Source organism: Stieleria neptunia, from assembly GCF_007754155.1.
Taxonomy (GTDB): domain Bacteria; phylum Planctomycetota; class Planctomycetia; order Pirellulales; family Pirellulaceae; genus Stieleria; species Stieleria neptunia.
On sequence record NZ_CP037423.1, the window covers coordinates 4,701,357 to 4,725,670 of the forward strand.

The 24,314-nt window shown below is 54.9% G+C and carries 22 protein-coding genes and 1 pseudogene; 16 read left to right on the top strand and 7 right to left on the bottom strand.

Annotated features, from left to right (window positions below):
- Positions 1 to 83: 83 nt before the first annotated feature.
- Positions 84 to 1,670: a hypothetical protein gene (locus Enr13x_RS16295; RefSeq protein WP_145385934.1), complete on the bottom strand. Its 1,587-nt coding sequence runs from the start codon at positions 1,668 to 1,670 to the stop codon at positions 84 to 86.
- 179 nt (positions 1,671 to 1,849) lie between these two features.
- Between Enr13x_RS16295 and Enr13x_RS16300 the strand changes: the two genes are divergently transcribed.
- Positions 1,850 to 2,248, top strand: a complete 399-nt coding sequence (locus Enr13x_RS16300; RefSeq protein WP_145387802.1) for a hypothetical protein — start codon at positions 1,850 to 1,852, stop codon at positions 2,246 to 2,248.
- 1,023 nt (positions 2,249 to 3,271) lie between these two features.
- Here the strand turns inward: Enr13x_RS16300 and Enr13x_RS16305 are convergent.
- Entirely contained in the window at positions 3,272 to 4,786 is a 1,515-nt protein-coding gene (locus tag Enr13x_RS16305; protein ID WP_197455208.1) for an integrase catalytic domain-containing protein, read from the bottom strand.
- A 146-nt stretch (positions 4,787 to 4,932) separates the two neighbouring features.
- Between Enr13x_RS16305 and Enr13x_RS16310 the strand changes: the two genes are divergently transcribed.
- Positions 4,933 to 5,403: a hypothetical protein gene (locus tag Enr13x_RS16310; RefSeq protein WP_145387804.1), complete on the top strand. Its 471-nt coding sequence runs from the start codon at positions 4,933 to 4,935 to the stop codon at positions 5,401 to 5,403.
- 253 nt (positions 5,404 to 5,656) lie between these two features.
- On the opposite strand, the gene tnpC (Enr13x_RS16315) is transcribed toward Enr13x_RS16310, so the two are convergent.
- The 3 genes from tnpC (Enr13x_RS16315) to tnpA all read right to left on the bottom strand — a co-directional run bounded on the left by tnpC (Enr13x_RS16315) (position 5,657) and on the right by tnpA (position 8,301).
- Positions 5,657 to 7,495 (bottom strand): IS66 family transposase, encoded by a 1,839-nt coding sequence (gene tnpC / locus Enr13x_RS16315; RefSeq protein ID WP_145384494.1) that lies wholly within the window; start codon positions 7,493 to 7,495, stop codon positions 5,657 to 5,659.
- Between the two features lie 132 nt (positions 7,496 to 7,627).
- Positions 7,628 to 7,975 carry an IS66 family insertion sequence element accessory protein TnpB gene (gene tnpB, locus Enr13x_RS38005; protein ID WP_145389223.1) on the bottom strand — a complete coding sequence of 116 codons (348 nt, stop codon included), beginning with the start codon at positions 7,973 to 7,975 and terminating at the stop codon, positions 7,628 to 7,630.
- The gene (gene tnpA / locus Enr13x_RS16325) at positions 7,972 to 8,301 is read right to left on the bottom strand and encodes an IS66 family insertion sequence element accessory protein TnpA (RefSeq protein ID WP_145384496.1); all 330 of its coding nucleotides are present in this window, start codon (positions 8,299 to 8,301) and stop codon (positions 7,972 to 7,974) included. The genes tnpB and tnpA overlap by 4 nt, the downstream gene beginning before the upstream one ends.
- 349 nt (positions 8,302 to 8,650) lie before the next feature.
- Between tnpA and Enr13x_RS39780 the strand changes: the two are divergent.
- The 8 genes and pseudogenes from Enr13x_RS39780 to Enr13x_RS16360 all read left to right on the top strand — a co-directional run.
- Positions 8,651 to 8,929 (top strand): annotated as a pseudogene (locus Enr13x_RS39780) (Mu transposase domain-containing protein); the annotation flags it as partial.
- Between the two features lie 541 nt (positions 8,930 to 9,470).
- Positions 9,471 to 10,193 carry an IS21-like element helper ATPase IstB gene (gene istB, locus Enr13x_RS39785; RefSeq protein WP_390621092.1) on the top strand — a complete coding sequence of 241 codons (723 nt, stop codon included), beginning with the start codon at positions 9,471 to 9,473 and terminating at the stop codon, positions 10,191 to 10,193.
- Positions 10,194 to 10,393: 200 nt separating this feature from the next.
- Positions 10,394 to 10,714 (top strand): hypothetical protein, encoded by a 321-nt coding sequence (locus Enr13x_RS16335; protein ID WP_145387808.1) that lies wholly within the window; start codon positions 10,394 to 10,396, stop codon positions 10,712 to 10,714.
- Entirely contained in the window at positions 10,707 to 11,048 is a 342-nt protein-coding gene (locus Enr13x_RS16340; RefSeq protein WP_145387810.1) for a hypothetical protein, read from the top strand. The genes Enr13x_RS16335 and Enr13x_RS16340 overlap by 8 nt, the downstream gene beginning before the upstream one ends.
- A gap of 266 nt (positions 11,049 to 11,314) precedes the next feature.
- Entirely contained in the window at positions 11,315 to 11,710 is a 396-nt protein-coding gene (locus Enr13x_RS16345; protein WP_145387812.1) for a site-specific integrase, read from the top strand.
- 509 nt (positions 11,711 to 12,219) lie between these two features.
- Positions 12,220 to 13,176: a tyrosine-type recombinase/integrase gene (locus Enr13x_RS16350; RefSeq protein ID WP_145387814.1), complete on the top strand. Its 957-nt coding sequence runs from the start codon at positions 12,220 to 12,222 to the stop codon at positions 13,174 to 13,176.
- Between the two features lie 157 nt (positions 13,177 to 13,333).
- Positions 13,334 to 14,317 (top strand): RHS repeat domain-containing protein, encoded by a 984-nt coding sequence (locus Enr13x_RS16355; RefSeq protein ID WP_197456070.1) that lies wholly within the window; start codon positions 13,334 to 13,336, stop codon positions 14,315 to 14,317.
- A 20-nt stretch (positions 14,318 to 14,337) separates the two neighbouring features.
- The gene (locus Enr13x_RS16360; protein ID WP_145387818.1) at positions 14,338 to 14,772 is read left to right on the top strand and encodes a hypothetical protein; all 435 of its coding nucleotides are present in this window, start codon (positions 14,338 to 14,340) and stop codon (positions 14,770 to 14,772) included.
- 389 nt (positions 14,773 to 15,161) lie between these two features.
- Here Enr13x_RS16360 and tnpC (Enr13x_RS16365) read toward each other — a convergent pair whose 3' ends face one another.
- Positions 15,162 to 16,718, bottom strand: coding sequence for an IS66 family transposase (gene tnpC, locus Enr13x_RS16365; RefSeq protein WP_145385599.1), 1,557 nt, complete (start codon positions 16,716 to 16,718; stop codon positions 15,162 to 15,164).
- A gap of 1,213 nt (positions 16,719 to 17,931) precedes the next feature.
- Between tnpC (Enr13x_RS16365) and Enr13x_RS16370 the strand changes: the two genes are divergently transcribed.
- The 6 genes from Enr13x_RS16370 to Enr13x_RS16395 all read left to right on the top strand — a co-directional run bounded on the left by Enr13x_RS16370 (position 17,932) and on the right by Enr13x_RS16395 (position 22,720).
- The gene (locus tag Enr13x_RS16370) at positions 17,932 to 18,204 is read left to right on the top strand and encodes a hypothetical protein (RefSeq protein WP_145387820.1); all 273 of its coding nucleotides are present in this window, start codon (positions 17,932 to 17,934) and stop codon (positions 18,202 to 18,204) included.
- Positions 18,205 to 18,207: 3 nt separating this feature from the next.
- A complete protein-coding gene (locus Enr13x_RS16375; RefSeq protein WP_145387822.1) occupies positions 18,208 to 18,570 on the top strand; it encodes a tyrosine-type recombinase/integrase in 363 nt (120 codons plus the stop codon).
- A 170-nt stretch (positions 18,571 to 18,740) separates the two neighbouring features.
- A complete protein-coding gene (locus Enr13x_RS16380) occupies positions 18,741 to 19,646 on the top strand; it encodes an Rpn family recombination-promoting nuclease/putative transposase (protein WP_145387824.1) in 906 nt (301 codons plus the stop codon).
- A 210-nt stretch (positions 19,647 to 19,856) separates the two neighbouring features.
- Entirely contained in the window at positions 19,857 to 20,780 is a 924-nt protein-coding gene (locus tag Enr13x_RS16385; protein ID WP_197456071.1) for an RHS repeat domain-containing protein, read from the top strand.
- Positions 20,781 to 20,837: 57 nt separating this feature from the next.
- Entirely contained in the window at positions 20,838 to 21,305 is a 468-nt protein-coding gene (locus Enr13x_RS16390) for a hypothetical protein (protein WP_145387828.1), read from the top strand.
- Between the two features lie 968 nt (positions 21,306 to 22,273).
- A complete protein-coding gene (locus Enr13x_RS16395; protein WP_145387830.1) occupies positions 22,274 to 22,720 on the top strand; it encodes a site-specific integrase in 447 nt (148 codons plus the stop codon).
- Positions 22,721 to 22,758: 38 nt separating this feature from the next.
- Here the strand turns inward: Enr13x_RS16395 and Enr13x_RS16400 are convergent, their stop codons facing one another.
- On the bottom strand, positions 22,759 to 24,075 hold the full coding sequence (locus Enr13x_RS16400; protein ID WP_145387832.1) for a hypothetical protein: 1,317 nt from the start codon (positions 24,073 to 24,075) through the stop codon (positions 22,759 to 22,761).
- Positions 24,076 to 24,314: the final 239 nt, after the last annotated feature.

Below are 24,314 nucleotides of genomic sequence, written 5' to 3' on the forward strand. Positions count from 1 at the left end.
TTTGATTCTGTTAATGTTCATTCTCCTGCGTCCAGAAGCAGTCGGGGCGGGTGCATTCCCATTTAGTTGACGCAAAAATCACGTTAATCGTCGGCCGAAAGGAGTTGTTGGTCAGTGGCTTCAACTTTGCAGCTCATTGGACGAGGCTCCCAGTGCCAACTGTCGCTTGCCTGGGTGCGACGGAATTCGGCCAGCTCGCCGATTGATTCATCCCAACGATTAGGAATCAGATGAGCGCGAACTTGAAGCATCTGCTCCGCGTTTTCGCTTTTCCAAAACATTGCATTGCTCTTTAGACGCAAATTGATCACGCGGCGAATGCTGCTTTCGATCGCCCCGCTACCACAAGGGATTCCGCTGCGACGATAGGCAGGGTAACTCAACCGACCCGCTTCACCATGTCGGCAAAGGTAATGGATTTCTGTTTCCAGTTCTGTGGCCGATTTTCCGACGCGTTCTAGGCCGGCGAGCTCATCAACCACTCGCCGCCATTGACCGTTTCGCAGCAGCGTTCGGTACTGACGATAAAGCCCCTGGCGGACGTCTGCGTCGAGCCCAAGCGAAGCAAGCGCTTTGGAAACGTGATGCACCGCATGGCAGCAGTCCAAGACCTGATGCGTGACGACGCTCGTGAGTCCCGCATATTGAATGATGCGATCAATACGATCCCAAATCCAGGGGGCGCCATCGGCGACGAACGTCACGCTATGTGCCTCCGCGGCTCCGAGCCGATGCAGATGCATCGCAACCAATTCGGCGATCGCGTCGGGCCCAGTCAGGGTGCCATCGATCGTCGCTTCATGCTCCTTCACCATCCGCCCCTGCTCGTCGTGAACAAAAATCGTCATCAGTTTAGGCTCCCGCCAGTCCGCTTCAAACGAGCGTGCAGGTTTCTTTGCCGAGCGTCCGGGCGAGTCAGCTTGCCCCTGAGCGACATCATCGCTTGACGCATTGGAAGTCGATGCAGGTAGCATTTTGCCGCGTATTTTCATTCTTCCGCCATCAATTTGCACCGACACTCGTTTCCCGGCCAATTCACCGGTGCTCGCCAACTTGCCCTGCCGAAACAGTTTGAGCCGATGCCGTCGTAGGCGCAATAAGCCGTCGCCAGATTGATAGGCGATCCGTTTGACCGCCTTGATATCAAGTGTGATACCATCGCGAACCAGTTCTCGGTGAGCCACTTCGATCGAAGGACACAATGCCACTTGGCGTGCCACGCGACTCTCCAGCGCGGGCGAGACGCCTTTGCCGAACCCGAATTGAGCAAGCGAAACATGCAAGCCGACGCGGGGCGAATCGTCTCGACCAAGCAACTTTTTCTTAGGGGCACAGTAGAGCGCTGTGGCCCAGAACAGCATGCCGCCGAGCAATCGAACGGCGACCCTAGTCTCGCGCCCTTTCTGAAGCGGTCTTGAGAAGTTGACCCGACTCGATTGGCATGCTTTTTCAAAACCTTTTTCGATCATGGTCGCGGAGATCAGCCCGGCGACGACCATGTCCGCACCGCGGGCAAAGGCATCATGGATGGTTCTTTCCAGCGTTGCGAGTTGCTCGGGATGATCTGAGATCCGTTGTTTCCAGAGCGTAACTTTGGGAACCAACTGAGCGTAAAAGAGCGCGAGCATTTCTTCAGCCGACTCAATCCGCTCACCATTCTCTTGCCCCATGTCTAGTCCTTGCATTGTCGTCGGCATCCTTGCTAGGCGAGTGGAAAATCATCCTTGAATCGCCCAAGATACCGTCAACACCGGATCCAGAAACAGCAGCCAAGCCCCCGACGGGTTGCTAGCAAAAACGTCAACTAAATGGGAATGCACCCGTCGGGGCTGGAGACTTCGATGCTCTGATGCGTCAAGCTGACATCGTTGTTATTGCCAAATGCAATGGCCGGATCGAGACAAACAAGAGAAGTTTGCTGGCTGTACCTAGCCACTTAGAAGAGCATATTACGGTAGACGCCTATAGATTCAGCCCCTCGCTGGTTCTCAAAGGAGTTGTTCCAGAAGGTCCTCTGATCCTCGAAAACTTTGCGATGAAAGATCTGGGAGCAACCAAGGGCAGACGTCATTCAGCCATGGTCGAATTTCGTGTGGGCAAGCAGAAATTCCGCGGGGTCGATTGGGTCGCCATCCTAGATTTTGAGTACCTGCTATTCTTAAGGAAGTTGCCATCTGGGAGATTTGCGTTAATGGGTAACTTCGAGGAGATGAAGGAATCTGCTAGAATCGTGTCCCCAGTTTTTTAGATATTGCCAGACGGTTCCAAACCCGTCCTTTCAAAATGCGTCGGACGAGCGTTTAGGTTGGAGAATTGCTAGCTGAGATTGGTGGATCAGCCGCAAATGTAAGCCGAAGGGCATGATTTAGCAAAAGGTCAGAACAATCAAAACGGACGGGGGTGGATTCCCGCAAATCAGCGGCGGACGATTGACGTGAACACACAACCGCGTCTCCTTCCGCCGCAATGGGAGGCCGCTTAGTCTTGCCGCAAGACCGACCGCTTATCCGGACGCCCAAAGAACGCCGAAGGCACGGCGGGTAGGATGCCCGTCGACTGAAACCCGTCGGGGACAGGATGTCAGTCGGACAACGATGGCAGGAAGCGGGAAGGCAGAGAGGGAGACAAGGAGAGGGGGAGACAAGGAGTGGTAGAGTGATGATGGTTGTGGAGTGAGGTAGCGTGCCATCGTTCGCCGACCGGAGTGAGGGAGGGATCGACCGAGCGGAGCCGACGGCCCGCGGAGGTGGTGACAGCGACCGAAGGATGAGGGTAGCGCCGAGCGATAGCGAGCAGCACCGACGCCGAGGGCGGAGCCCGATCAGAACAGTGCGAGGCAGGAGGCCGAGCTCCTTATCAAGAAGGGCGAAAGTGACCGCGTCCGAGCCTAAGCGAGGTAAGCCGGGAACGAGCCACTCGGTAAACCATCATCCGACAGCTTGTCTGTTCGGCCAAAGCCCTCTGCGGATCACCGACAGGCTCCCCCGGCACTGATCCGCCAAGCCACTCGGCCGCTCTCGAACCGAGTCTCATCATCACGGCGAGACAATGGAGACCTGATGCGGTGTAAACTGATGCATCGTCTCCTATGGAACATTCAGACATTCAGTTCACGCGTGTGTCTAGCGGCGATTGGTTTTCCCGGCCGTGTTGCCTCAGCCGAGAAGGATACCCAAATGGAAGGACTAGAAAGAATGCTGGCATAGGGCTGCTGAGCGTAGCGAAGCCGCCCTATGCCAGCGGTTACATTTTTCATAGGCGAGCAAGACACTTAGGTCGCCGTGGTGCCCGTCACTAATTTCCTTGCCATGATATTCCGCCACTGACTCACGCGACGTTGAAGCGTTCGTAGTTGACCGCCGTTGTATTTGTCGGGCGATCGTTCGATGAGCCTTTCGAGTAACGACGACGCAGTTGCGTCTGGGGATTTTTCAAGCCATCCAAGAATCGTCGTCCAGTCTCCTTCAAAGGGGTCTGGACGCGTTCGATAATCTCGCGTTCGCATCGGCTTCGGCTGATGAGTTGGTCGGGCCTCGCCTTTCTTCCATAGCTCCGGTAACTGTGAAAGAAATTCTTCGAGATCAATCTGCTGCTCCTGGGAGAGCGAATCCTCCGTCGACAGCGAATCCAGCGCAGCTTGCGATTGTCGGATTGCGTGTAGTAGTTCTAGCGGGTCCTGTTCAAGACGGTTGCGTCGCAAATACTCTTTCGATTCGGATGATACTCGCGAGTCACTAAGTAGCCGTTCACATGGCGTTTGAGGTGAGTGAAACTTCTTGCTTACCCTGGCGCCGTCACGAGTCTTGCTTAAGAGCTTGAAGGATGGCTGAAACATGTTCACGTACCAACGAACACTATCGAAAAGATGTGCGATGGTTTGGCATGCGATCGGTCCCGAGAATCGCTGATAGCCGAGGTGTTTGCGAACGATAGAACCGTTCTTCTGCTCGATCCATGCCTGATCGTTTTTTCGATAGGGCCGTGATCGAGTAAATGTGATACTTTGGGAATCGCAGAATTTGATGACTGATTCGTTGATGAACGAACTGTCATTGTCAGTGTTTATTCCCAGGACTGGAAACGGAAATCTGTTCCGCAGCAATTCCAAAGATTCGACGACGAGAGACTGCTCGCGAATCAGAATCGGGATGCATTCCGTCCATCCAGACGCAACGTCTGTAGCAACCAAACTGTGTATGAATGGGCCGGATAGATTCCCTCCGCAGTGAGCAACAAAATCTACTTCGAGACTCCCAGGGGCGACATCATCCCATTCGGAAAAGGTCTTGACGGCAACTGCAGCGCGGACCTTTTTCTTTGGGCGAACGCGTTTCTTTCCAGTCGCTTCCTCACGTATAGGACGAAGCAGTCGGTCTATGGTTGAAGCACTTGCCGACAACACCCGCGTCTTGAGAGAATCATCAAGATTCATGTGACCGTGCGACTCCATCGACTTCAGCAACTCGGGAAGAATCGCTTTGAGGCGTTTGCCGCATAGGCGATCGGAAGATTCCCAGAGCGTTACAAGCACCTCCTTGACCGCGCAGTCGTATATTTTGCGGCCCACGACTTCACAACGCTCTGGGGTGGTGTTTTGGCGTTCAGCGAGAATTCGCAGCGCGTACTTACGTTGGTGTCCGGTAATCGCAACAAATTCATCGAGTATCCGCGACTTGTCTCGTTTCCGTGCGCCGTAGTATCGCGAACGAATCGAGTCAATCAGTGCAGCTTTTGCTTGCATTTCCATGGCGCCACCTACGATTTGGGTATCTTTCTGTTGAGGCAACCACCATCGTTCGGTATCCGAATTGTTGAGGCAATGCGCTCCTTGTTTTCACGGAGATTGCGATGGTCACGGACGGAAAGGTTAAAGAACTGCGGCGTTTGCTAGCATCTGGCAAGTCACTGGCCGCATCGTCAAGGATGACTGAGATGGATGAGAAAACGGCAAGACATTATCGAAACGACAATCGGCTCCCCTCTCAGCGGAAGAAGCCGCGAGATTACCGGACTCGCATCGATCCATTCGCCGATGTCTGGAACGAGGTGCAGATCAGGCTTGAGGCCGAACCGCGACTGCAGGCCAAGACCCTTTTCCAGTGGCTGCAAGACCGCTATCCAGGCGTCTACCCAGACTCCACTCGACGAACCTTCGAACGTCGAGTCCGATTGTGGCGCAGTACAGAAGGTCCAGACAAAGCAGTGATCTTCCCGCAGGTCCATCATCCGGCTCGGGTTGCTGCGAGTGACTTCACCGTCATGAACACACTGAACGTGACCATCGCGGGCGTTTCGTTTGAACACATGCTCTTTCATTGTGTCCTGACGTATTCCAACGTCGAGTCGGTCTCTCTGTGTTTCTCCGAATCTTTCGAAGCGCTCAGCGAGGGGATTCAAAAGTAAGCGCCCAGGAGCACCATGGGTTAGGTGGGCCAACGGGGCGACGCCGTGGCCATGTTTCAGGGAAAGAGCTATCGCCCGATTCTCGGATCCACTGGCCGTAGATGATCCGCGATCCGCCGGGACAAGCGTCTTGATCTCATAGGGCCCAACGCGAGCTTAGCAGGCGCGTGACTCCCTCGTGACGCGCGAGGTGTGTTCTACGTCAGTTTTCTTTTATCGAAAGACAGTCCTGAATGCTGCCTTGCAGTGCCAGCTACTGATCCAGGCGGGCGAGGCGGCGGCGAAGCCGATCTCGCTCTCGACGGATGTTGTCAGCTTCACGCTCCTTTTGCCGGTGGGCCCGGATCGACTCCGGATGCGCTGTCCCCCATGCGTCAGGACGCAGCGCGGCATAGTCGCGACTGCCTGCGAGAAGCTGGTCGAGTACGTCTTCCAAGTACGCCGCCACATCCAGGTCGTTTCGTATCGCGCTGCTGACGACCGTCATCAATGTCGCCGTACGATAACCCGATGCAAGACTGCCAAGAAAAAGCCAGTTCTTGCGACCCAGTGCTACTTGCTTCATCAGCTGCTCGCATGAGTTGTTGTCGATCGGGATTTCCCCGTCTTCAAGGTGAGCCGTCAGTCCTTGCCATTGATTCAAGATGTAACTTCGCGCATCGCTGATCTTGTCACTACTCAGCACGTCCATCATCTTCATCTGGAGGTACTCGCGCATCTGGCCCCAAAGGGGAGCCGATTGCTTTTGGCGAAGTGTCAAGCGTTCTGCTGGCGACAACTCTCGAGCTTCGTCTTCGACATCATAAATCAATCGAAACAATCCAAGTAAATGCTTTGCATGCTCCGCGTGATTGTCTAGCGCAGCTTCCACCTTCCGACGCGCATGGGCCGCGCAAGCGGCATGAACGATCAATCCGTTTGATCGTATGTAAATCCCCGTGTTCGCTCCGTAGCAGTCTCCCAATAGAGTTCCCGTATACTCGCTATCGACTAAAAATTGGTCCGGCCCATCACGGTGACGACTGACCGTAAAGTCAAACACGTTGATTGGAATATGAACGCCTCGGTAGGCCCACATCTTTGCCGTGATGCTTTTGAGCCCTTTCGACTTGGCTGCTGCAAAAACTTCCGCAGCACGCCGACCCTTCGGATCGTCCTCGCGTGCTTCGGGAATGTCTTGCGGCAACAGTAAGCGGATCGACGTGTCGTCACTTCCGATGCAGCTGTCGGTGCGAACCAAGTCAGCAAGCCACTGCACGAACGGCCGGAGCACGCGTTCGGCAGCTTCTTGAAGGTTTAGTAGCGTACTGCGTGAAAGGTAAAGGCCGCACTCGGCGAACATGTCCTCTTGACGATAGATCGGCAGATGGTAGCCAAGTCGATTGGCAATGACCGAGGCAGCGAATGAGGTGTCGTAGCGATCGCCTTGAATCAGCGCCGCGGGGCGTGGGGCCTGCAAAATACCGGCGCGGGGATCCTCCGGGTGAACGTACTTGGGGAAGATCTTTCGAATGATATAGGCCGCACCCCGGGTGAAGTGTGCCGATTCGACCACGTCTTCTCCGATCCGCACCAAGCCTTCTTTTTCTTCGTCGCTTAAGTCGACAATCACTTCCTTGCGCGGCAGGCTGTCGGGAAAACGCTCTTCACGCTTGCGTCGCTTGGGCGGCTTGTTGCGTTTGCCGGCTCGATCATTTTCTTCGATCGCCTGCTTGATGCCTTCACGAGCGTCGTCGATTTCTGCTTGACTGGCGAATTCGAACTTCAGCTGGTCGTCGTCTTCAAAGCGTTCGCTCTGGCGGCCAAAGATGCGACGGATCAAAGCGTCGAGTTCGTCTTGCTTTTTGGAGAGTTGCTTTCGTAAGTCCTCGTTCTTCGATTCAAGGTCCTCTTTGGCCGCAGCGAGTGACTTGGCGTCTTGGACGAGAGACTCGTTGGTGGTAGCAAGCGATTGGTTGTTTACAGCGAGTGAATCGACTTTGTTGGTGAGTGACGCATTGGTGGCAGCAAGCGATTCATTGACGGACTCAAGCGTGCTGTTTTTCGCACGCAGGGCTTCGATTTCGCGTTGAAGTTGCTTGAGCTTGTCCATGTACAGAAGACTAAAAGCTTCTCGAAATCGCGCAATAGCAAATCACCGTCTGGGCAAGAAAAAAAGCAAGTTTTCTTCGCCGAAGAAAACTTGCTCCCAAGTGTGGTCCGTCGTCACTGCTTCCGCGGCAGCTTACGCTGCCTTGAGCCGTTTACGTCTCTTGGCATTTTCGATTGAGATTCCACCAAGCAGCATCGCCAAGTCGGCTGCGTCGAGCTTGACGCTCGCCTCGCCATCTTGCCTGATTCTTTCAAAGGTGCCTTGCTCCAGACTTTTGTACCACACCGCCATTCCATCGCGGTCCCAATAGAGTGCTTTGAGTTTGTCCTGGCGTCGATTGATAAACAGGAACAAGCTTCCGTCATTTGGCGTTTTGCCTAGCTCGTTTCGCACGATGCCAGCCAGGCCCGAGAAACTCTTTCGCATGTCGGTCGGCTTGGCGTAGAGAAAAATGCCGCCAGTGGTTGGTAGCGCGATCATTGCTGCAACTCGCTTGGTTGTGGTGCCAACCGGTCGACGATGATCATCAGGCTGTTGGCATCGCAGGAAGCAAGCTCGATCTGCGTGCCACAGGGAAAGCGGACAGTGGTGCCGCCGATTTGGGGACGCGGCTGCTCGATCTGCACGGCAAGAAACGCGTCGCTCTGATCGGCGTCGCCCTGCAGCCTTTGTCGCCATCGATAAAACGATGCGGTGGAGACTCCGTGCAAATCGCAAAATTCGGAGACCGCAAGATCGGACTGTTCGTGAAGTTGGATCAGCCGCGACCAACGTTGGCGAACGGCGGGGTCTGGCAAGCGAACCATGGAAACCTCCTGGTTACGTGAGTGAAAACCCACCAGCCTACGCCACGCGCCAAGAATGGTTTCCTCGGGCGCTTACATTCAAAATGCGTTTTGGGAATTCGGCGGAGTGCCCGAGCGTCACCGCACTGATAGCCTTAGCGCTGCGATCAACAATCACTCTTCAAAGAAAGAACTCACTGCTCGCTATGGAGCGTTGATGGATCACTATGGCACCAAGTCAGAGCGAATCAACGTTCGCTGTGCGAACGAAAACGGCGACGTTGAGTCATCCAACGGTCATCTCAAGAATCGAGTCGACCAAGCATTGCTACTTCGCGGTAGTCGCGACTTCGCCAGTCGTGAAGACTACATGCATTTCGTTCGATCCCTGATCGTTCGCGCTAATGATGCGCGCTTAAATCGATTTGAAATTGAACGCTCGCATTTGCGACCACTTCCCGATAGTAAGCTTGATACCGATGACAACCAACAAGGCATCATCGTCGGCAGTAGCAGCACGATTAATGTCAAGAAAAACATCTATTCGGTTCCTAGCCGATTGATCGGTCAAAAAGTCGATGTGCGGATCGGTGCCGAGTGGATCGATGTGACGCATCACGGCATCCACGTGCAACGGATGCCACGACTTACTGGCGTCGGCGGATCGGCCATCAACTACCGGCACGTGATCGATTCATTGGTTCGCAAACCGGGAGCATTCGAAAACTACAAATACCGTCAGGACATGTTCCCGACGAGTCACTTCCGAATCGCCTATGACATGCTATGCGACGCTCACAGCGAGAAGGTGGCGGTGAGGAAGTATCTTGAGATCCTGCAATTAGCGGCTAGAGAAAGCCAAGATGCGGTGCAGAATGCACTGCGTCATCAAATCCAATCGGGACAATCCATCGATGTCGATCAGGTTCGGCTGATGGTGAGTGAAGCGATCGAGATCAAGCCGGTGACCGACATCGATGTCAAAGCACCGAACTTGAAAGACTATGACGAATTATTTGACACGTTTGACAAGGAGAGTCCAAACGATGAATCAATCAACCACACGAAAGCCCCAATCGAAAAAGACCGAATCGTCGATACGGCAGCCTCCCAAGACCCCGCCCACGAGGACGAGCAACGAACGGACCGAGGAGCGGCTGAAGGAGCAGTTTCGCAGCTTGCGTCTGCCGATGTTTCGCGACCAGTTTCAAGCGACGGCCGACCGAGCAGCCGCGGAGGATCTCAGCCATGTTCAATACTTATCGGAACTGGCGGAACTGGAATGCCAGGCCCGCAACGAGAGTCGGATCAAGCGTCTAATGACCAACTCACGTCTTCCGCTGGGCAAGACATGGGAGACGTTCAACTTCGATCGCTTGCCATTGTCAGTGACACGACAACTGGAGAGTCTTCGGGAGGGATCGTTCTTGGATCGTCGGGAGAACGTACTGATTTTCGGTCAGCCCGGTGCGGGGAAGAGTCACGCGCTTTGTGCCTTGGCGAATCAACTCGTCCAGCAAGGCCGGAGCATGCTTCTGACAACGTGCAGCTTGCTGGTGCAACAGTTGCTGATCGCAAAGCGGGATCTTCGCCTGCAGAAGTACATCAAGCAACTGTCTCGTTTCGAGGGCCTGATGATCGACGACCTGGGTTACGTGCAGCAGAATCGAGAAGAGATGGAGGTGCTGTTCACGCTGCTGGCGGAACGTTACGAGAGAGGGAGTGTTCTGTTGACGAGCAACTTGGCGTTCAGCAAGTGGGACCAGATCTTCAAAGATGCGATGACGACGGCGGCGGCGATCGATCGCTTGGTTCACCACAGCGTGATCATCGAGTTGAACGTGCCAAGCTATCGCGTGGAAACAGCCAAGAAAACGAAGTCAGCTGGACGGTCAGCAAAGGCCTCTCAATAAAAATCGGATTCGTAATCGGGAATACTAGTTGTCGCTAAAGCGGAGAACCAATTGTCGCCGAACACGCGTGACCAAATTCAGCAATGAAACCGGCGAGATACTTCTCTGATTCAATAACCATCGGGGCGAACGAGTACTTGGTTGAAGTTCGCGAGGGCGTCGGTGAAAAGAAATATCTTTGCATTCAGAGGAACCCGTCAATGAACTCTAAAGTGGAGTCGATCGTCGTTTACGAGTCGTCTCTTCCACAATTCCTCGATACGATCGTTCGGGCAGCTGGCGCGATCTACCATGACGTGCGTGCGCTCAGCGACGCAGTCGAACAATCGAGTTACGAAGATCGAGTAAATCAGATACGCGAGCGTTACCCGAATGCCTATACAGCTTGGACCAAGGAGGAAGATCTTCACCTCAGCGAAAAACATCGTGATGGTAAGACGATCGACGAACTGGCGGTGATCTTTCAGCGTCAGCCAAACGCTATTCGATCGCGACTGAAGAAACTCGAGTCCAATGAGTAAATTCGCCTATTGGATCGCGCAAGAGACCGCGTCCGAGCCCAAGCGAGGTAAGCCGGGAACGAGACACTCGGTAAACCATCATCCGACAGCTTATCTGTTCGGCCAAAGCCGTTTGCCTTTCCGACAGGCCCACCTCGGCGCGGAACCGCCAAGGCTGACTAACGACAGCCAGATCAAGCCGGGCGCCTCTTTCTTCCCCAATGTTTTTTGGCTTTCGCCGAGCCGGACTGACGCCGTCACCCGTGACCGTTCGGTGGCAGTCCGAGAGAAGGCGAGAGGCGAAAAACGCGCACGTGCGATCGTTAACACCAAGTGCGTTGACTTTAACGATTGATACCGAAGCGGTTTTCTACTTTTGCGGCGGTTGGCGAATTGCTCTGTTGACAACCAGGCGGAGCTGTCGGGTCATCGAGGTGGTCCACGCTCTCGGGCTCATTGAACTTGATCGCCATCGCCACCGATCAAGGCCGCCGCCATCAGTGACAACCGAGAGACACGCAGCGCAGCCGGCCGGATCGCCAAGCCCACGCGACCCCGCCGGCATGGATCTTCTCCACGGCGTCTGCGCAATCGCAACGCACCAACACAAGGTCACCCCCGATGGCTTCGACGTTACCAGCCCTGGTCCAAAGCTACATCGCATACCTGCAACGATCGGGCCACAAACGACGCATCGTCAACATCACCAGGCAGCAACTCGACTACTTCGTCACCTGGTGTCAAACGCAATCGATCACAACCAACGACCAAATCAGCGACACAACCGCCGCTGACTATGTTGGCCACCTGCAAAACGAAGTTGACTTAATCAATGGTGCAGCGATTGGGATCCGCATCGTTCGTGAACGCGTCACAAAGCTTCGTCGCTTGTTTGAATGGCTTGCGCGAGACACCAATTTCTCCAGTGACATCGCAGCGACGGTTCCCACAATCGATAAACGCGGGAAGGCGAATCTGCCAAGCCATTGCTGCTACGACCAAAAGCTTCCGGCCTAGGACGCGAAGCTTCCGGGGCCTGCGGCAAAGCTGACGGCGTGCTTCCGTGGACCTTCTGGTGGCATTCGATTGACGCAAGTCGTTTCCAGTCAAGCAGCTAGCCACGATTCACCCCAACCGAACCCGAAAACGTCGCAAGCCCCCCCTCATGCAAACACTCTGTATACAACAATTACGACCAAAACTGCGAGCATGCGATAGCTGACTGCGAGCATCAGATCGGCAAGCCCGAGCATGGGATGTGCATTGGGTGAGCATGTCATGAGCATCGTTTGTGATGCTCAGTAATTCACACAAGTCGTTGCCAGCCAACGACATTCAAAACGAAAGCGAAAACTTCGCCTTCAAACCTCGCAAGGCCCCCTCATTGAAAGTCTTGCCATAGCTGCATCGCCGTGATCGGTGATGCCGTCTTCTTCGGCCGAGTGACGTTCACCCGGCCGCCTTCACCCTGATCGAGCACGCCCGGCTACCGGTACGCGCTGATCACAACCCCAGGATGCAAATCCATGTCAAACCTTCCTACTCCCACCGTCCTGCTAACTCGTTACTTCAACAACCTTAAGATGAACAACTGGTCGGCAACGACCATCTCGCGCCGCGACTACGTCTTGAACAAGTTCATCACGTGGTCTTCCGAACGCGGCATCGAGTCCGTCACCGAGATCACGCCCGAGTCACTCGCAGCCTATCGGCGTTGGCTCTATCACTACCGCAACGAACGCACCGGCAAGTCGCTCAAGTTCTGTACTCAAGCTTCCTACCTCTCAACGGTTGGTCACTGGCTCGCATGGCTGACCGAACAGGGTTGGATCAACAGCGATCCATCAACCGGCATCGAACTGCCCAAGGAAGAACAGCGTCTCCCATCATCGCACCTGACGATCGACGAAATCGAAACGCTGTTGAGCTCCGTCGATCTCACAACCGCGACGGGTCTTCGCGACCGCGCGATGTTGGAACTCTTTTATGCCACCGGCATGCGACGCGCCGAGTTGATCGCGCTGAAACTCGACGACATCAACCACGAATCCGGACTTGCCATGATCCGTCAAGGCAAAGGCCGCAAGGATCGCGTGGTGCCGACCGGCAAGCGAGCCCTTGGATGGCTGATGAAATATCTTCACGATGGTCGCCCGGCATTACTCGACGAAGACACCGACGTGATCTTCCTGACGTCCCGTGGCAACGCGTTCCATCCGGTCACACTCAGCCAACTCGTCAGAAGCTACTTGACCGCGGCGGGCATCACGAAACCCGGCAGTTGCCACATGCTCCGCCACACGACGGCGACGTTGATGCTCGAAGGCGGCGCGGACCTGCGCTCGATCCAAACGCTCTTGGGTCACGAGCAACTCAACACGACGCAGATCTACACGCACGTGTCGATCAAACGCCTGCGTGAAGTCCACGACAAAACGCATCCGGGCGCCAAGGACCGACCGCCGCAAAGCGACACCGAATAGCCTGTCCATCAGTTACAATGGCGGGATGCTCTGCAAGCCATCATCCCGTCGTCGCCCCCTTCAACGCCGTCTCGCGCGCCGCCGCGCGGGAGGCGTTAAGTCGTGCGTTGATTCAAAACGAATCCGTAGCTGCAAAACGCTTCGTCAACCAACCTGCTTGCCCGACAAATCATGCACTGAAAGCGACAGGTGGTCTATCAAGTTCGCCTCTCGCTATCACGGCACCCAACAGTACAGTGTCAACGCGCTGACCGATTCGAGCGGGACGATCAAGGAACGGTACGCGTATGATGCGTATGGTGGACTGTCGATCTTCGACGCCAGTGGCACGGCACGTACGACAACCGCCGAAGGCAACCGGTACACCTACACCGGTCGCGAGTACGACGATGTTCTTGACCTCTACCACTACCGCGCCCGCATGTACGATTCGATTGCGGGACGGTTTTTGAGTCGTGATCCGATTGGGTTCGAAGGTGGCCAGTGGAGCCTGTACATGTATGTTGGTGGGATGCCAACCAACGCCGCTGACCCCAGTGGATTGCAAATCAGGTTCTTTCCACCGGAAGGAGATCCACGAAATGAGAAGAGTAAGTTGCCGGGATTTCACGTAGCTGACAAACCTGGGTGGTTCAGGATCGTATGCCACGGTGGCTGCCACCTGGATGATGTAAGTGAGTTTTCACCCAAAAAACCAAATCCAAATTGGACGCCAGACGGAAAAGGCGGACCCGCATTTATTCCCATCCCGGTAAATGAAATGTGCGCAAAAATCTTGTCGCACCCTTCTTATAAGCCCGGTTGCAAGGTCGAAATCATTGCTTGTCAGGTGGGACGAGGGGATTACGGCGAACGGTTGGCCGAGTGCTTGGGAGGCGGTTCTGATGTTTATACCTACCCAGAAAACATCAACCCCGTAGGCAATAGCTTTTACTGCAACAACTCACCCCAGGACCCCAAAGACCTCTATGCCCCGGATTCCGGAGGAAACAAGCCACCAGTCATTTCACCTGGGCTATCGGATCTAGAAGCATGCTACGCGAGGTGCGATCGAGCTTTTCCCGGATTAAGGAATTGGGTTCTTCGCAGCATATGCAAAGCAAAGTACTGTGACGTTCGTTACGGAAATGGAAGCCTATGACCCATGCAGTCAACTGAATCATGCGATTCTCTATCAAAACCGTGGTGGTTGCAATCCTTATGGTTGCTTTAGCAATGTCGCATTTCGTGCTCCAAGCGAAACTACGAATGCAAATCCGTGCGTTCGAAGAGAAAGAGGAAGAACGCGAAAGCCTTGAGGACCCACTGGAAAGGCATTTAGTCGACTCGCTCACTACCGGCGACTTACTTGGAGCGAATCCATATTATATGATTCTTGTGGATAAGGTCGTGACACCAGCCAATCCAGAAGTGTTTAACGGCTGGGCGAAAATGTTAGCCGAACTCGACGATTCTTCTCCGTCCGCTTTTGTGGACTGTGAATTCCACTTGTTTCGTTTTCGAGAGGGCAGGGACTACACAATCTTTGCCGTTATCGTGCGAGAGGATAGGTGTGTGAAGGTAATGTGGATAGGAGCAGAGATAAAACCTGTCTGAGTTGACGCGCTCAGCAATTTTCCGTCAGTGACCAAGCCAAAGGGGGCCATTACCTTTCCGATTAACCTGCCCGGCGGGCAGGATGCCCGCCGTCTTTCGGCACGATGCGTAACAGTTTAGTTGAATGACCTGGGGGACGGTGGTGTCGGACCATCGCTCGAACTGCGCATCGCCGAAGGATTGGATTCAGCTCTCCCCGCAGTCTGTCATGGGGCGTGCCGATTGGTTTACCATCAGCGCAGCATTCAACGTCGTTTCACCGGAATCGTCCAGCGAACGTGACTACAGGTGAGTCGCTCGGCTGAGAATTTCGCTCGCTGCTTCTTCCGGAGTCGCAGCTTGTCTCTTCCTATGAAGAGGCGACACGATCGCCTGCACCGGCGTAGCCGCTACGCCGGTGCATAAAGCGAACGCAGTACTTCGTCCGGAGGTCGCGTGAAAAGACCGTAGTAGATGTCGCTGGCACGGTGCCCATGACGCCGCGCTGTCTCTGCAACGCTCATCAGATCTGCCATCCGCTCACCACCTTCCCGACTTCGGCTGCCGAAGCAGATCTTGCGCAACACGACTAGTGGGCGAATAGCACGTTCTGCAAGGTTGTTCGTCGGCGAAACTCGTGGATCGTCGATGAACACCAACCACTCTGAGAGGTGACGAAGAATTCGCCCTTGAAGTTGGATCGCTTTTTCGTCTTCGACATCAGTCAACGAAAGGCGTTCCAATTCGTTTCGCAGCCACAAGATCTCAGACTCAAGTGCAGCTCCTTTTAGCTTACCGGCTTTTCGTCGGCGGTGGAGGCGAGTACCGCGTTGGACGAATTGCTTGACATCTTCGAAGAACTGATAGTCGGCTGATACCGGAGCAACGAGCTTTTGCCAATCACGCGAGGTTCGAGCAAGATGTGCCAAACATTTTTGCTTCGCGCCAGCGACCTGAGCATTGTAGCCACCGTAGCAGTCCGTTACCAAAGTGCCGCAAAAGTCAGGGCCAAGAACGTCGCGTGAAACGAACCCCGCACGCGTCGTTTCAAAAGTGAAATGGATGAACTGTTCGTTGCCGTGTACCCAAAAGTAGGCGCGATCGCCGTCTAAGGTCCAGTAGGTTTCATCCGCATAGACTGGCCCGTCAGTGCTGGCAAGCTTCTTGGCGATATCGTCGACAACCGGTTCGGCAAGCTTCGCAAGAGCCTTTTCGAAACCGATCAGTGCTGCCGCTGTGAACGTGATTCCAAATAACTCTTCAATCGCTCGTGGGACCTTGCGGTAGGTAATGCCAATGACATTGCGGAGATAGATCGCCTTGCTGCGCAACCCTGGTCCTATGCGACTTCCCAGAACCTCTCCCGGACCAGCTTTTTGCACAAGCGTATCACAGGCGATGCATTTGGCGACCACATGACGATAGAGCACGACGCGGAACTGTCCATCAACAATATCTTCCTGCAGGTGCTCCAATGGATCGGCATCCAACAAAATGACTTGGCGACTCGCGCAGCAGGGGCAGACTCGAGGAGCCTTGACATCAATGTCCCAATCGTACTCTTGGGGAGTCTTTCGAAACCATCCTGGATGACCTACCGGGGCGCCGCGTTTAGCTTTGCGACCCGAATCATCTTGGTTGGCCTCTTGCAATTCCGGTTTCGCATCGTCGTCAGACTGCTCATTGGTTGCAAACTTGTTCTGCCGCTCAATCTTCAATTCAAGTTTGACGCGTTCCAGTTGCTCTTGGAGGCTGACGACGTCGCTGAGCAATTCGCTGTTACGCTTTTCGAGCAATCGAATCTGGCGAAGCGATGATTCTCGGGTGTCCTCGCTTTGATTAGCTACCATCGCAACAGAAATCACCGAGGCGCCACCAAGATGCGGGCAATTCCCTACATTGGGGCAAGCGTGCTCGTGGTTGGGATAGATTGGAATAGACATTTCGCGGCAATCCTCGATTGCCACCAATTTATCCCGCCGCCCCAAAATCGACCAATAGCAGTTCCAAGAGGACTAAACTGTTACCACGATGCCGGACTAAGAAAAAGGGTCAGGAGCCGAATTGGCAGGATAGGCAACCTAACGACTACGGACGCATCAAAGGGGGCGGGGGTTGAACCCCGCAAATGCAGCGGCGGACGATTGATGTGATCACAGGACCGAGCCAACTTCCGCCGCAATGCATGGCCGTCTAATCCTGACGGTTGGCCGACCACGCAGATCTCGAGCATCAAAGAACGCCGAAGGCACGGCGGGTAGGATGCCCGTCGACTGAAACCCGTCGGGGACAGGATGTCAGTCGGAGAACGATGGCAGGAAGCGGGGGAGCGGTTCCATGTTTCAAGTTCCAGGTTCCAAGTTGAAAGAGAAGAGTTGGAAGTTGGGAAGACCGAGCGGGCCATCGTTCGCCGACCGGAGTGAGGGAGGGATCGACCGAGCGGAACCGACGGCCCGCGGAGGTGGTGACAGCGACCGAAGGATGAGGGTAGCGCCGGGCGCGAGCGAGCAGCACCGACGCCGAGGGCGGAGCCCGATAAAGACAGACGAGGCAGGAGGCCGAGTTCCTTATCAAGAAGGGCGGAAGTGACCGCGACGAGCGACAGCGACGTAAGCCGGGAACGAGCCACTCAGTAAACCGTCATCCGACAGCTTGTCTGTTCGGCCAAAGCCCTTTGCAAATCACCGACAGGCTCCCCGGCAGTCACGGGCCACACCGGCTCGGTCAACACCGCCTTCAACGACCAAGCCGACGCCACACTCTCCCAATACGTTTTTTGGCTTTCGCCGAGCCGGACTGACGCCGTCACCGGTGACCCTCCGGCGATCAGGCCGAGAGAAGGCGAGAGACAAAAAACACTCACGTGCGATCGTTAACACCAAGTGCGTTGACTTTAACGATTGATCCCGAAGTGGTTTTCTACTTTCGCGGCGGTTGGCTGATTCCGTCGCTTGACAGTGAGCGGAAGCTGTCGCGTCATGGAGGGCCGGCCGATCCGTGAGGCGTTGATCCACGTTTCGCCCCTGCACCTTCAAGGCTCTCGACCGCCGACGACAGCCGACAGGTGCGCAGCTTCCGCGGACCCGCTCGGTAACCGCCGATGCCTCTCCCCGCGATCTTTCCAAACCACCAAGCAACGACCACGCCACCGGTCTGCGCGCATCCAACGGAGCCAACACGATGAACGATGACTTCCTCAACGCGATCCTCGATAACCCGATCAAGGCCATCGCCAAGTTCTACGCGACATGCTTGAACGAAAGCGAGCGAGCCATGGCGTACGTCAACGACGAACTGCACCTGACCAACGAACAAGCAACCGAGCAACAAATCGGATTCGCCGACCGAACACTTGGCAAGCAGATCCCACAACGCCGCATCAAGCGCGGCCGTGAAGTCCGTGACGTGCTCGTTGCCGCCGGCCTTTACAAAGCCAAGCGAGCCCTTGAATAGCTGATGAAATACCTTCGCGATGGTCACCCCGCATTACTTGATGAAGACACCGACGTGATTTTCCTGACGTCCCGCGGCAACGCGTTCCATCAGGTCACACTCAGCCAACTCGTCAGAAGCTACTTCACCGCGGCGGGCATCACGAAGCCCGGCAGTTGCCACATGATCCGCCACACCACAGCGACGTTGATGCTCGAAGGCGGCGCGGACCTGCGCTCGATCCAAACGCTGCTCGGCCACGAGCAGCTCAACACGACGCAGATCTACACGCACGTGTCGATCAAACGCCTCCGCGAAGTCCACGACAAAACCCCTCGGGGCGTCAAAGATCGCGATCCCGACAACCGGTCCGATAGCGAAGGCTAACTGGGAAGCGATAAATCTCCCACCTGGGCTATCCGTACCACGCCCCGTCGTTGCAGTGCATCGGCGGGGCCCTCGGCGACTCAGTCCCACACATCGACAGCCAAACCATCACGGCGGTAGACTGATCGCGAGTCAGCTTCTGTTTCCCGTGCCAATCCAATGATCAGCTTATGGCCATCGGTATCGACCCCACCGTCGACTATGTTTTTAAGTTGCTACTCGGCAGCCCTGAGCATCCGGCGATTACACTGCACTTCCTCAACGCGATCCTCGGCGATGAAATTCAGATTACGGAGGTCGAGATTCTCAATCCGATCCTTGGCAAAGACGACGATATCGACAAATTGTCGATTCTGGACGTAGCGGCACGCGATTCGTCCGGCCGGTTGTACGACATCGAAATGCAAACCACGCTCCCCGCGGGGCTATCTCAGCGACTGGCCTACTACACCGCCTCTCTTTACGTTGGCCAGATCAGCGAAGGTGACGACTACACGCTGCTGCATCCGGCGATCAGCATCTGCGTCCTCGACGCGATCCTGTTCCGCCAATCCTCACTAATTCACAGCGATTTCCGGCTACGGAGTCGCGACGGCAGCCTGAAACTGACCGACGGTCTACAAATTCACCTTCTTGAGTTGCCAAAGTACACGGTTCCGAGCGATAATCGAGTGATCACGGATCCCGTGGACGCGTGGTGCCATTTTTTCTGTCGCGCCGAAACGATGTCGGCTCAGGAAATCGAACGGCGATTCCAATCCCCCGCCTTTAGCGAAGCTGCCGAGGTTCTCGAGATGATCCAACGAACGCCGCAACAACGAAGCCAGTACGAACTACGCCTGAAAGCACAGCGTGATGAACGCGCCAGAATGCAGTACGCGGTCGAACAGGCAAGGCAAGAAGGCAAAGCAGAAGGCAAAGCAGAGGGTGAAGCTGTTGGCGAAGCCCGAGGCCGGATTGCAATCCTCTACGAGCTTCTGGACCAAGGGCAGACTTCCGTTGAAAAGCTCTCGCTAGATCAGTTGGCAACGCTGGAAAAGGACCTGCAACGCCAGCTTCGTGATCGGGGTGTTTGACGCGTTCACTTTCGCATCGATTCTGCGAATCGGCGGCGTGTCATGACCATGCTCTCACCGCCCCTCTGCGATGGACGGGGCGCTCACGCGCGTCCGCGCGGCTCTTGGGAAAGTGTGGCTACAACTTTAAAACTTGATCATAGTTGCATCTTGCCCCTTGCAAGCCGCTGCTCGCCCCGCCAGAAAAGCGACGCGCCATCCGCCAACCCCGTGCGGCACTCTCACGGCACCCAACCGTACAGCATCAACGCACTGACCGATTCGTCGGGCACGATCAAGGCGCGGTACGCGTATGATGCGTATGGCGGACTGTCGATCTTCGACTCCAGCGGCACCGCGAGAACCTCAACCGCCGAGGACAACCGCTACACCTACACCGGACGGGAGTACGACGACGTCCTCGATCTCTACCACTACCGCGCCCGCATGTATAACGCGATCGCGGGAAGGTTCTGCTCCAGGGATCCGATTGGATTTAACGAGGATGGGTATCTGTTGTACGAATATGTGCGGTCCACACCGTTGCGGTTGCGAGATCCCTATGGCTTACAGAGAGACGGGGAAAATGAGAAGAAAAACCTTGGTCCGAAAGATCCGGCAGGGCGTTCGTGCCCTGACGAGCACAAGTGCTTTGTTGCAGTATGCGTCGAATGCGGGAATCCAAATTGGGAGCGTGATCTTCTGCGAGAGTTTCTGGAAGGCAATCCTCAGTTTCCCTCAACCGGGCACGCGGCAGTGTGCTGGAACTGTAAAGATGTTCCGAAGGAAGTACGAAAGAAGTTTAGGATTTCAAGGACGCCGCCACAGCAGTGTGTTGGTTTCCATCCGACGAGCAAAAACCCAGTGGACACTGCCCCAGGAAAACCATTTTTTCAGTTTGACCGAATGAAGAAGAGATGCGATGCAGCGTACATGTACAGAGTTTGTCCAGAAACCATAGAGAAGGTATTGTATGGCATTGCAAAGGACTTTGAAGAAGAGTGGATGTACAACGTCTTTGCAATTGACGGTGATCATTGCACTTCACGGGCGTGCCGGAAACTCCGGGACGCAGGCATTCCCTGCCCATTGATAATCGACCCACGAACGATCTGCGAAGACCCCGATTCAATAAAGCGAAGGAAGAGTAGGTGATCCATGCGATACCGATGTGATGCGTGTTGTATCTGGTTGTCTTGTGCCGTTATGGCGATGATCAGCATGCTCGTTGCGAGCAGTTCGGTGCAAGCGCAGCCAAGTGAGCCGGACTCACTCACGCACGCGGTTTTGTCATCCGAGCATTCAGACATTGTCCCGGAGTTCGACGAATTGTTTAAGCGATTGAGGGCGACTCGTCCGCAAAACGGAACGGTGTTTTTTTGCGAGCAGACAGGGGCACTTGCACGGATCGTCGATCTGAAATCAAGCATCCAGTTTCTTGTTTTACCAGCTCACCGCAAAGGATTTAGGCCGAAACCTGTTACTCGAGAAGACATCGAGAAATTGGGTTTGCCGTTGCGACAACTCGAAAAGCTGTTCGACTCTTTTGGAGCATCAAGTCTCCAAATTACAATTCGTGCAACGCCTGAGCCGATGGGTACAGGAGGAAATGATCATGTTAACGAGAAAAATGGAGCAATCGGAGGGGCAGCCAAAGTGGGCAGCCTCTTAGATGACTGAGTCAGTAAACTGGACCGCCTGGCCGAACGAAACAAATGGGTCAGATCTTTTTGATGAGTGAGCGTAGCGATTGATCGCGATTCAAGGCCGCCGCGAGGCGGCGTTTTCTTCAGCGGCGGACGTTTGACTTGACCACACGACCGGGCCAACTTCCGTCGCTGCTGAAGGAGGCTTGGCCATTTCGGAGAAATCTAATGGGTCAAACCTCGTTGATGCTTGAGCAAAGCGAATTATCGACGTTTTCTTTTCAGTGGCGGTTGATTGACTCAAACACAGGACCGACCTCGCTTCCGCCGCAACCAATGGCTGCTTGGCCATGCAGAACGACTTGACCGCGCTGCGACAGGCGTTGGACGTGGGCATGGGAAAGAACGTTAGTCGGAGAACGATGGCATGGAAGCGGGAAGGCAGAGGGGGAGACAAGGAGAGGGGGAGACAAGGAGTGATGGAGTGATGATGGTGGTGGAGTGAAGGAGCGGGCCATCGTTCGGCGACCGGAGTGAGGGAGGGATCGACCGAGCGGAGCCGACGCCGAAGACGGAGCCCGATAAAGGCAGACGAGGCAGGAAGCCGAGTTCTATATCAAGAGGGGCGAGAGTGACCGCGTCCTTGCCCAAGCGAGGTAAGCCGGGAACGAGACGCTCGGTAAACCGTCAACCGACAGCTTGTCTGTTCGGCCAAAGCCCTCTGCGAATCTCCGACAGGCTCCCCGGCAGTCACGGCTATGGATCCAAACCGTTGGTGTCCAGCCTTCAGGCGCCTCTCCACGACGCCTTCGGCGCTCGCACGACCGGACAGAATCGGCTAAAGCCTAGACACCAACGCCTCCGAAGCGACCACTCACTCTCCCGTACGTTTTTTGGCTTTCGCCGAGCCGGTCGGATCGCCAAGCCCACACGACCCCGCCGACATGGATCTTCCCCCAAGCGTCCGCGCGATCGCAACGCACCAACACATGGTCACCCCCGATGGCTTCGACATTACCAGCTCTGGTCCAAAGCTACATCGAATACCTGCAACGATCGGGCCACAAACAACGCGTCGTCAACATCACCAAGCAGCAACTCGACTACTTCGTCACCTGGTGTCAAACGCAATCGATCACAGCCAACGACCAAATTAGCGACACAACCGCCGCTGATTATGTTGGCCACCTGCAAAACGAGGTTGATTTAATCAATGGTGCAGCCAGTGGGATCCGCATCGTTCGTGAACGCGTCACAAAGCTTCGTCGCTTGTTTGAATGGCTTGCGCGAGACACCAATTTCTCCAGCTACATCGCAGCGACGGTTCCCACGATCGATAAACGCGGCAAGGCGAATCTGCCAAGCCGCTGCTGCTATGACCAACCAACGGTCGAAGAAGGTCTCGGCCGTAACGTCATTGCGCGTCACTGCGGCGGTGAGAGTTGGTAGAGAATGCCTTTGAAACCAAAGCCCAGAGATGTTTCAATCTAGCGTTTCAAAAAATACGAGGTTTTGATCATCGCGGCACGGAATTCCTTCTCTTTGTCTCTGATCACGGCGGCGATCGCTTCGCCACTGGGCGACAAGTTCCATTGTTTCGCTCGGTGGAGGACGTCGAGTTGGGAGTTCGTGATCGGATTGGCCGTGCATGCAAGACCTGTTTCGGTCACCGCATAAAAATATGGGCCGATCGACGTATTGATCGCAAACACATTTCCTGATGCGGTCGCGCGAACGCACACACGTCGAGGCACGTTGCTGGCGTTCTGGAGTATACACATTCCAATCCGTTCCCCATCCGGTGATTCAATCGTTTCACTACAAATTTCTGCCCCCGTGTTCGCGTCAAAGAGCCTCAATTCCACAGCGAGATCTTCAAGTGATTCCGCAACGACCATCAGCCAGCGGTCCTCGTTGACGAAGCACCAGTCGCGTACCGCTATCGTTCCATCCCATTCTGCTGGAAACGGAACGACGACGTCTGGTGCGTCTTTTCGGACCAGGAGGCAACCGTCCGCATAGGCGAAGACTGCGATCGGGGTCGTTCTCCCTGGGACCATCGATCTTTCTAAGTCTGCCCCGCTTCCGCCACTGCTCAACGGTCCGTTCACCGTTTTCAGGACGTGAACCTGCTGACTCTTCAAGTTCACGACACAGAAATAGCGATCTGCTTTCGGGTCCACTCGCTCTACAGAAAACGATGCCTGGTGACCACTCAATTGCAGAAATTGAATCCGTTGATTGAGATGAGACAACCTCTTCTTGCTCTCGAGTTGAAGACGAACGATTTGCTCCATTTTTCCGTCGAATCCCAGAGCGTACATGATTTTGGATTGTGATTGGATGAGATATGAATACAGAATCAATCCACTTTGATTCACACCAAGCATCCGATAGCTACCACTCCTTGCCGGCGGAAGCGGTAAGAATCCAAAGAATTCACTGTGTTTCTTCTTGGGGGTCAAAAACGCATCGTTTGGACCACTTCCATTGCGCTGAGGAAACGAACGCTTTCCAGGTTGCTGCCGTAGAGCAATTCCAGACTCCGAATCAATTTCACAGTATTTGTCTTTGGGGAGGTGATAAAGGTAGCCCCCGTTCCAGTGGGGAAAGTCTTTGTCGGACAAGAGAACGAAATTCCCATCCGAAGAAAAACTGATCCGCTCAATCTGATTCAACTTCGGTGAGTCTGAGTCGAATCGCTCGATGGGAAGGTACTCGATTGCGGAGGGCGTCTGTGCCACGGAAATGCAAGTTGGCAGAAGCCAGATGGTGGCGTTGATAAAAATTGTGTTTGTTCTCATTGGGATTCGTGCCTGTGTTTGTCGAAGTGGTCGTTCATGATTCTTGGCGGGAATGTTCGCCGTATTGTCAAAAGTGATTGAGAGAAATTTTCCAATCACGTCGGTTCGATAAGGGCGTGATGCCCTGGTGTTCTCGCGGAGTCAACTGACGATCTTGCGCGCCCGCGGTGAATTGGCCGCGATTGGATTTGAAGATTCGAAGGCTTCTAGCAATGGCGGATCGCCACGGGGAAACCATT

Coding starts and splice junctions, on each gene's coding strand:
- Enr13x_RS16395 (WP_145387830.1), top strand. CDS start 22,274: ATGGCTTCGACATTACCAGCTCTGGTCCAAAGCTACATCGAATACCTG.
- Enr13x_RS16380 (WP_145387824.1), top strand. CDS start 18,741: ATGGCCATCGGTATCGACCCCACCGTCGACTATGTTTTTAAGTTGCTA.
- tnpA (WP_145384496.1), bottom strand. CDS start 8,301: ATGGTTCGCTTGCCAGACCCCGCCGTTCGCCAACGTTGGTCGCGGCTG.
- Enr13x_RS16340 (WP_145387810.1), top strand. CDS start 10,707: ATGAGTAAATTCGCCTATTGGATCGCGCAAGAGACCGCGTCCGAGCCC.
- tnpB (WP_145389223.1), bottom strand. CDS start 7,975: ATGATCGCGCTACCAACCACTGGCGGCATTTTTCTCTACGCCAAGCCG.
- Enr13x_RS16400 (WP_145387832.1), bottom strand. CDS start 24,075: ATGAGAACAAACACAATTTTTATCAACGCCACCATCTGGCTTCTGCCA.
- Enr13x_RS16350 (WP_145387814.1), top strand. CDS start 12,220: ATGTCAAACCTTCCTACTCCCACCGTCCTGCTAACTCGTTACTTCAAC.
- Enr13x_RS16295 (WP_145385934.1), bottom strand. CDS start 1,670: ATGGGGCAAGAGAATGGTGAGCGGATTGAGTCGGCTGAAGAAATGCTC.
- Enr13x_RS16375 (WP_145387822.1), top strand. CDS start 18,208: ATGAAATACCTTCGCGATGGTCACCCCGCATTACTTGATGAAGACACC.
- Enr13x_RS16370 (WP_145387820.1), top strand. CDS start 17,932: ATGAACGATGACTTCCTCAACGCGATCCTCGATAACCCGATCAAGGCC.
- Enr13x_RS16335 (WP_145387808.1), top strand. CDS start 10,394: ATGAACTCTAAAGTGGAGTCGATCGTCGTTTACGAGTCGTCTCTTCCA.
- Enr13x_RS16390 (WP_145387828.1), top strand. CDS start 20,838: ATGATCAGCATGCTCGTTGCGAGCAGTTCGGTGCAAGCGCAGCCAAGT.
- Enr13x_RS16310 (WP_145387804.1), top strand. CDS start 4,933: ATGGATGAGAAAACGGCAAGACATTATCGAAACGACAATCGGCTCCCC.
- Enr13x_RS16300 (WP_145387802.1), top strand. CDS start 1,850: ATGCGTCAAGCTGACATCGTTGTTATTGCCAAATGCAATGGCCGGATC.
- istB (WP_390621092.1), top strand. CDS start 9,471: ATGTTTCGCGACCAGTTTCAAGCGACGGCCGACCGAGCAGCCGCGGAG.
- Enr13x_RS16360 (WP_145387818.1), top strand. CDS start 14,338: ATGCGATTCTCTATCAAAACCGTGGTGGTTGCAATCCTTATGGTTGCT.
- Enr13x_RS16345 (WP_145387812.1), top strand. CDS start 11,315: ATGGCTTCGACGTTACCAGCCCTGGTCCAAAGCTACATCGCATACCTG.
- tnpC (WP_145384494.1), bottom strand. CDS start 7,495: ATGGACAAGCTCAAGCAACTTCAACGCGAAATCGAAGCCCTGCGTGCG.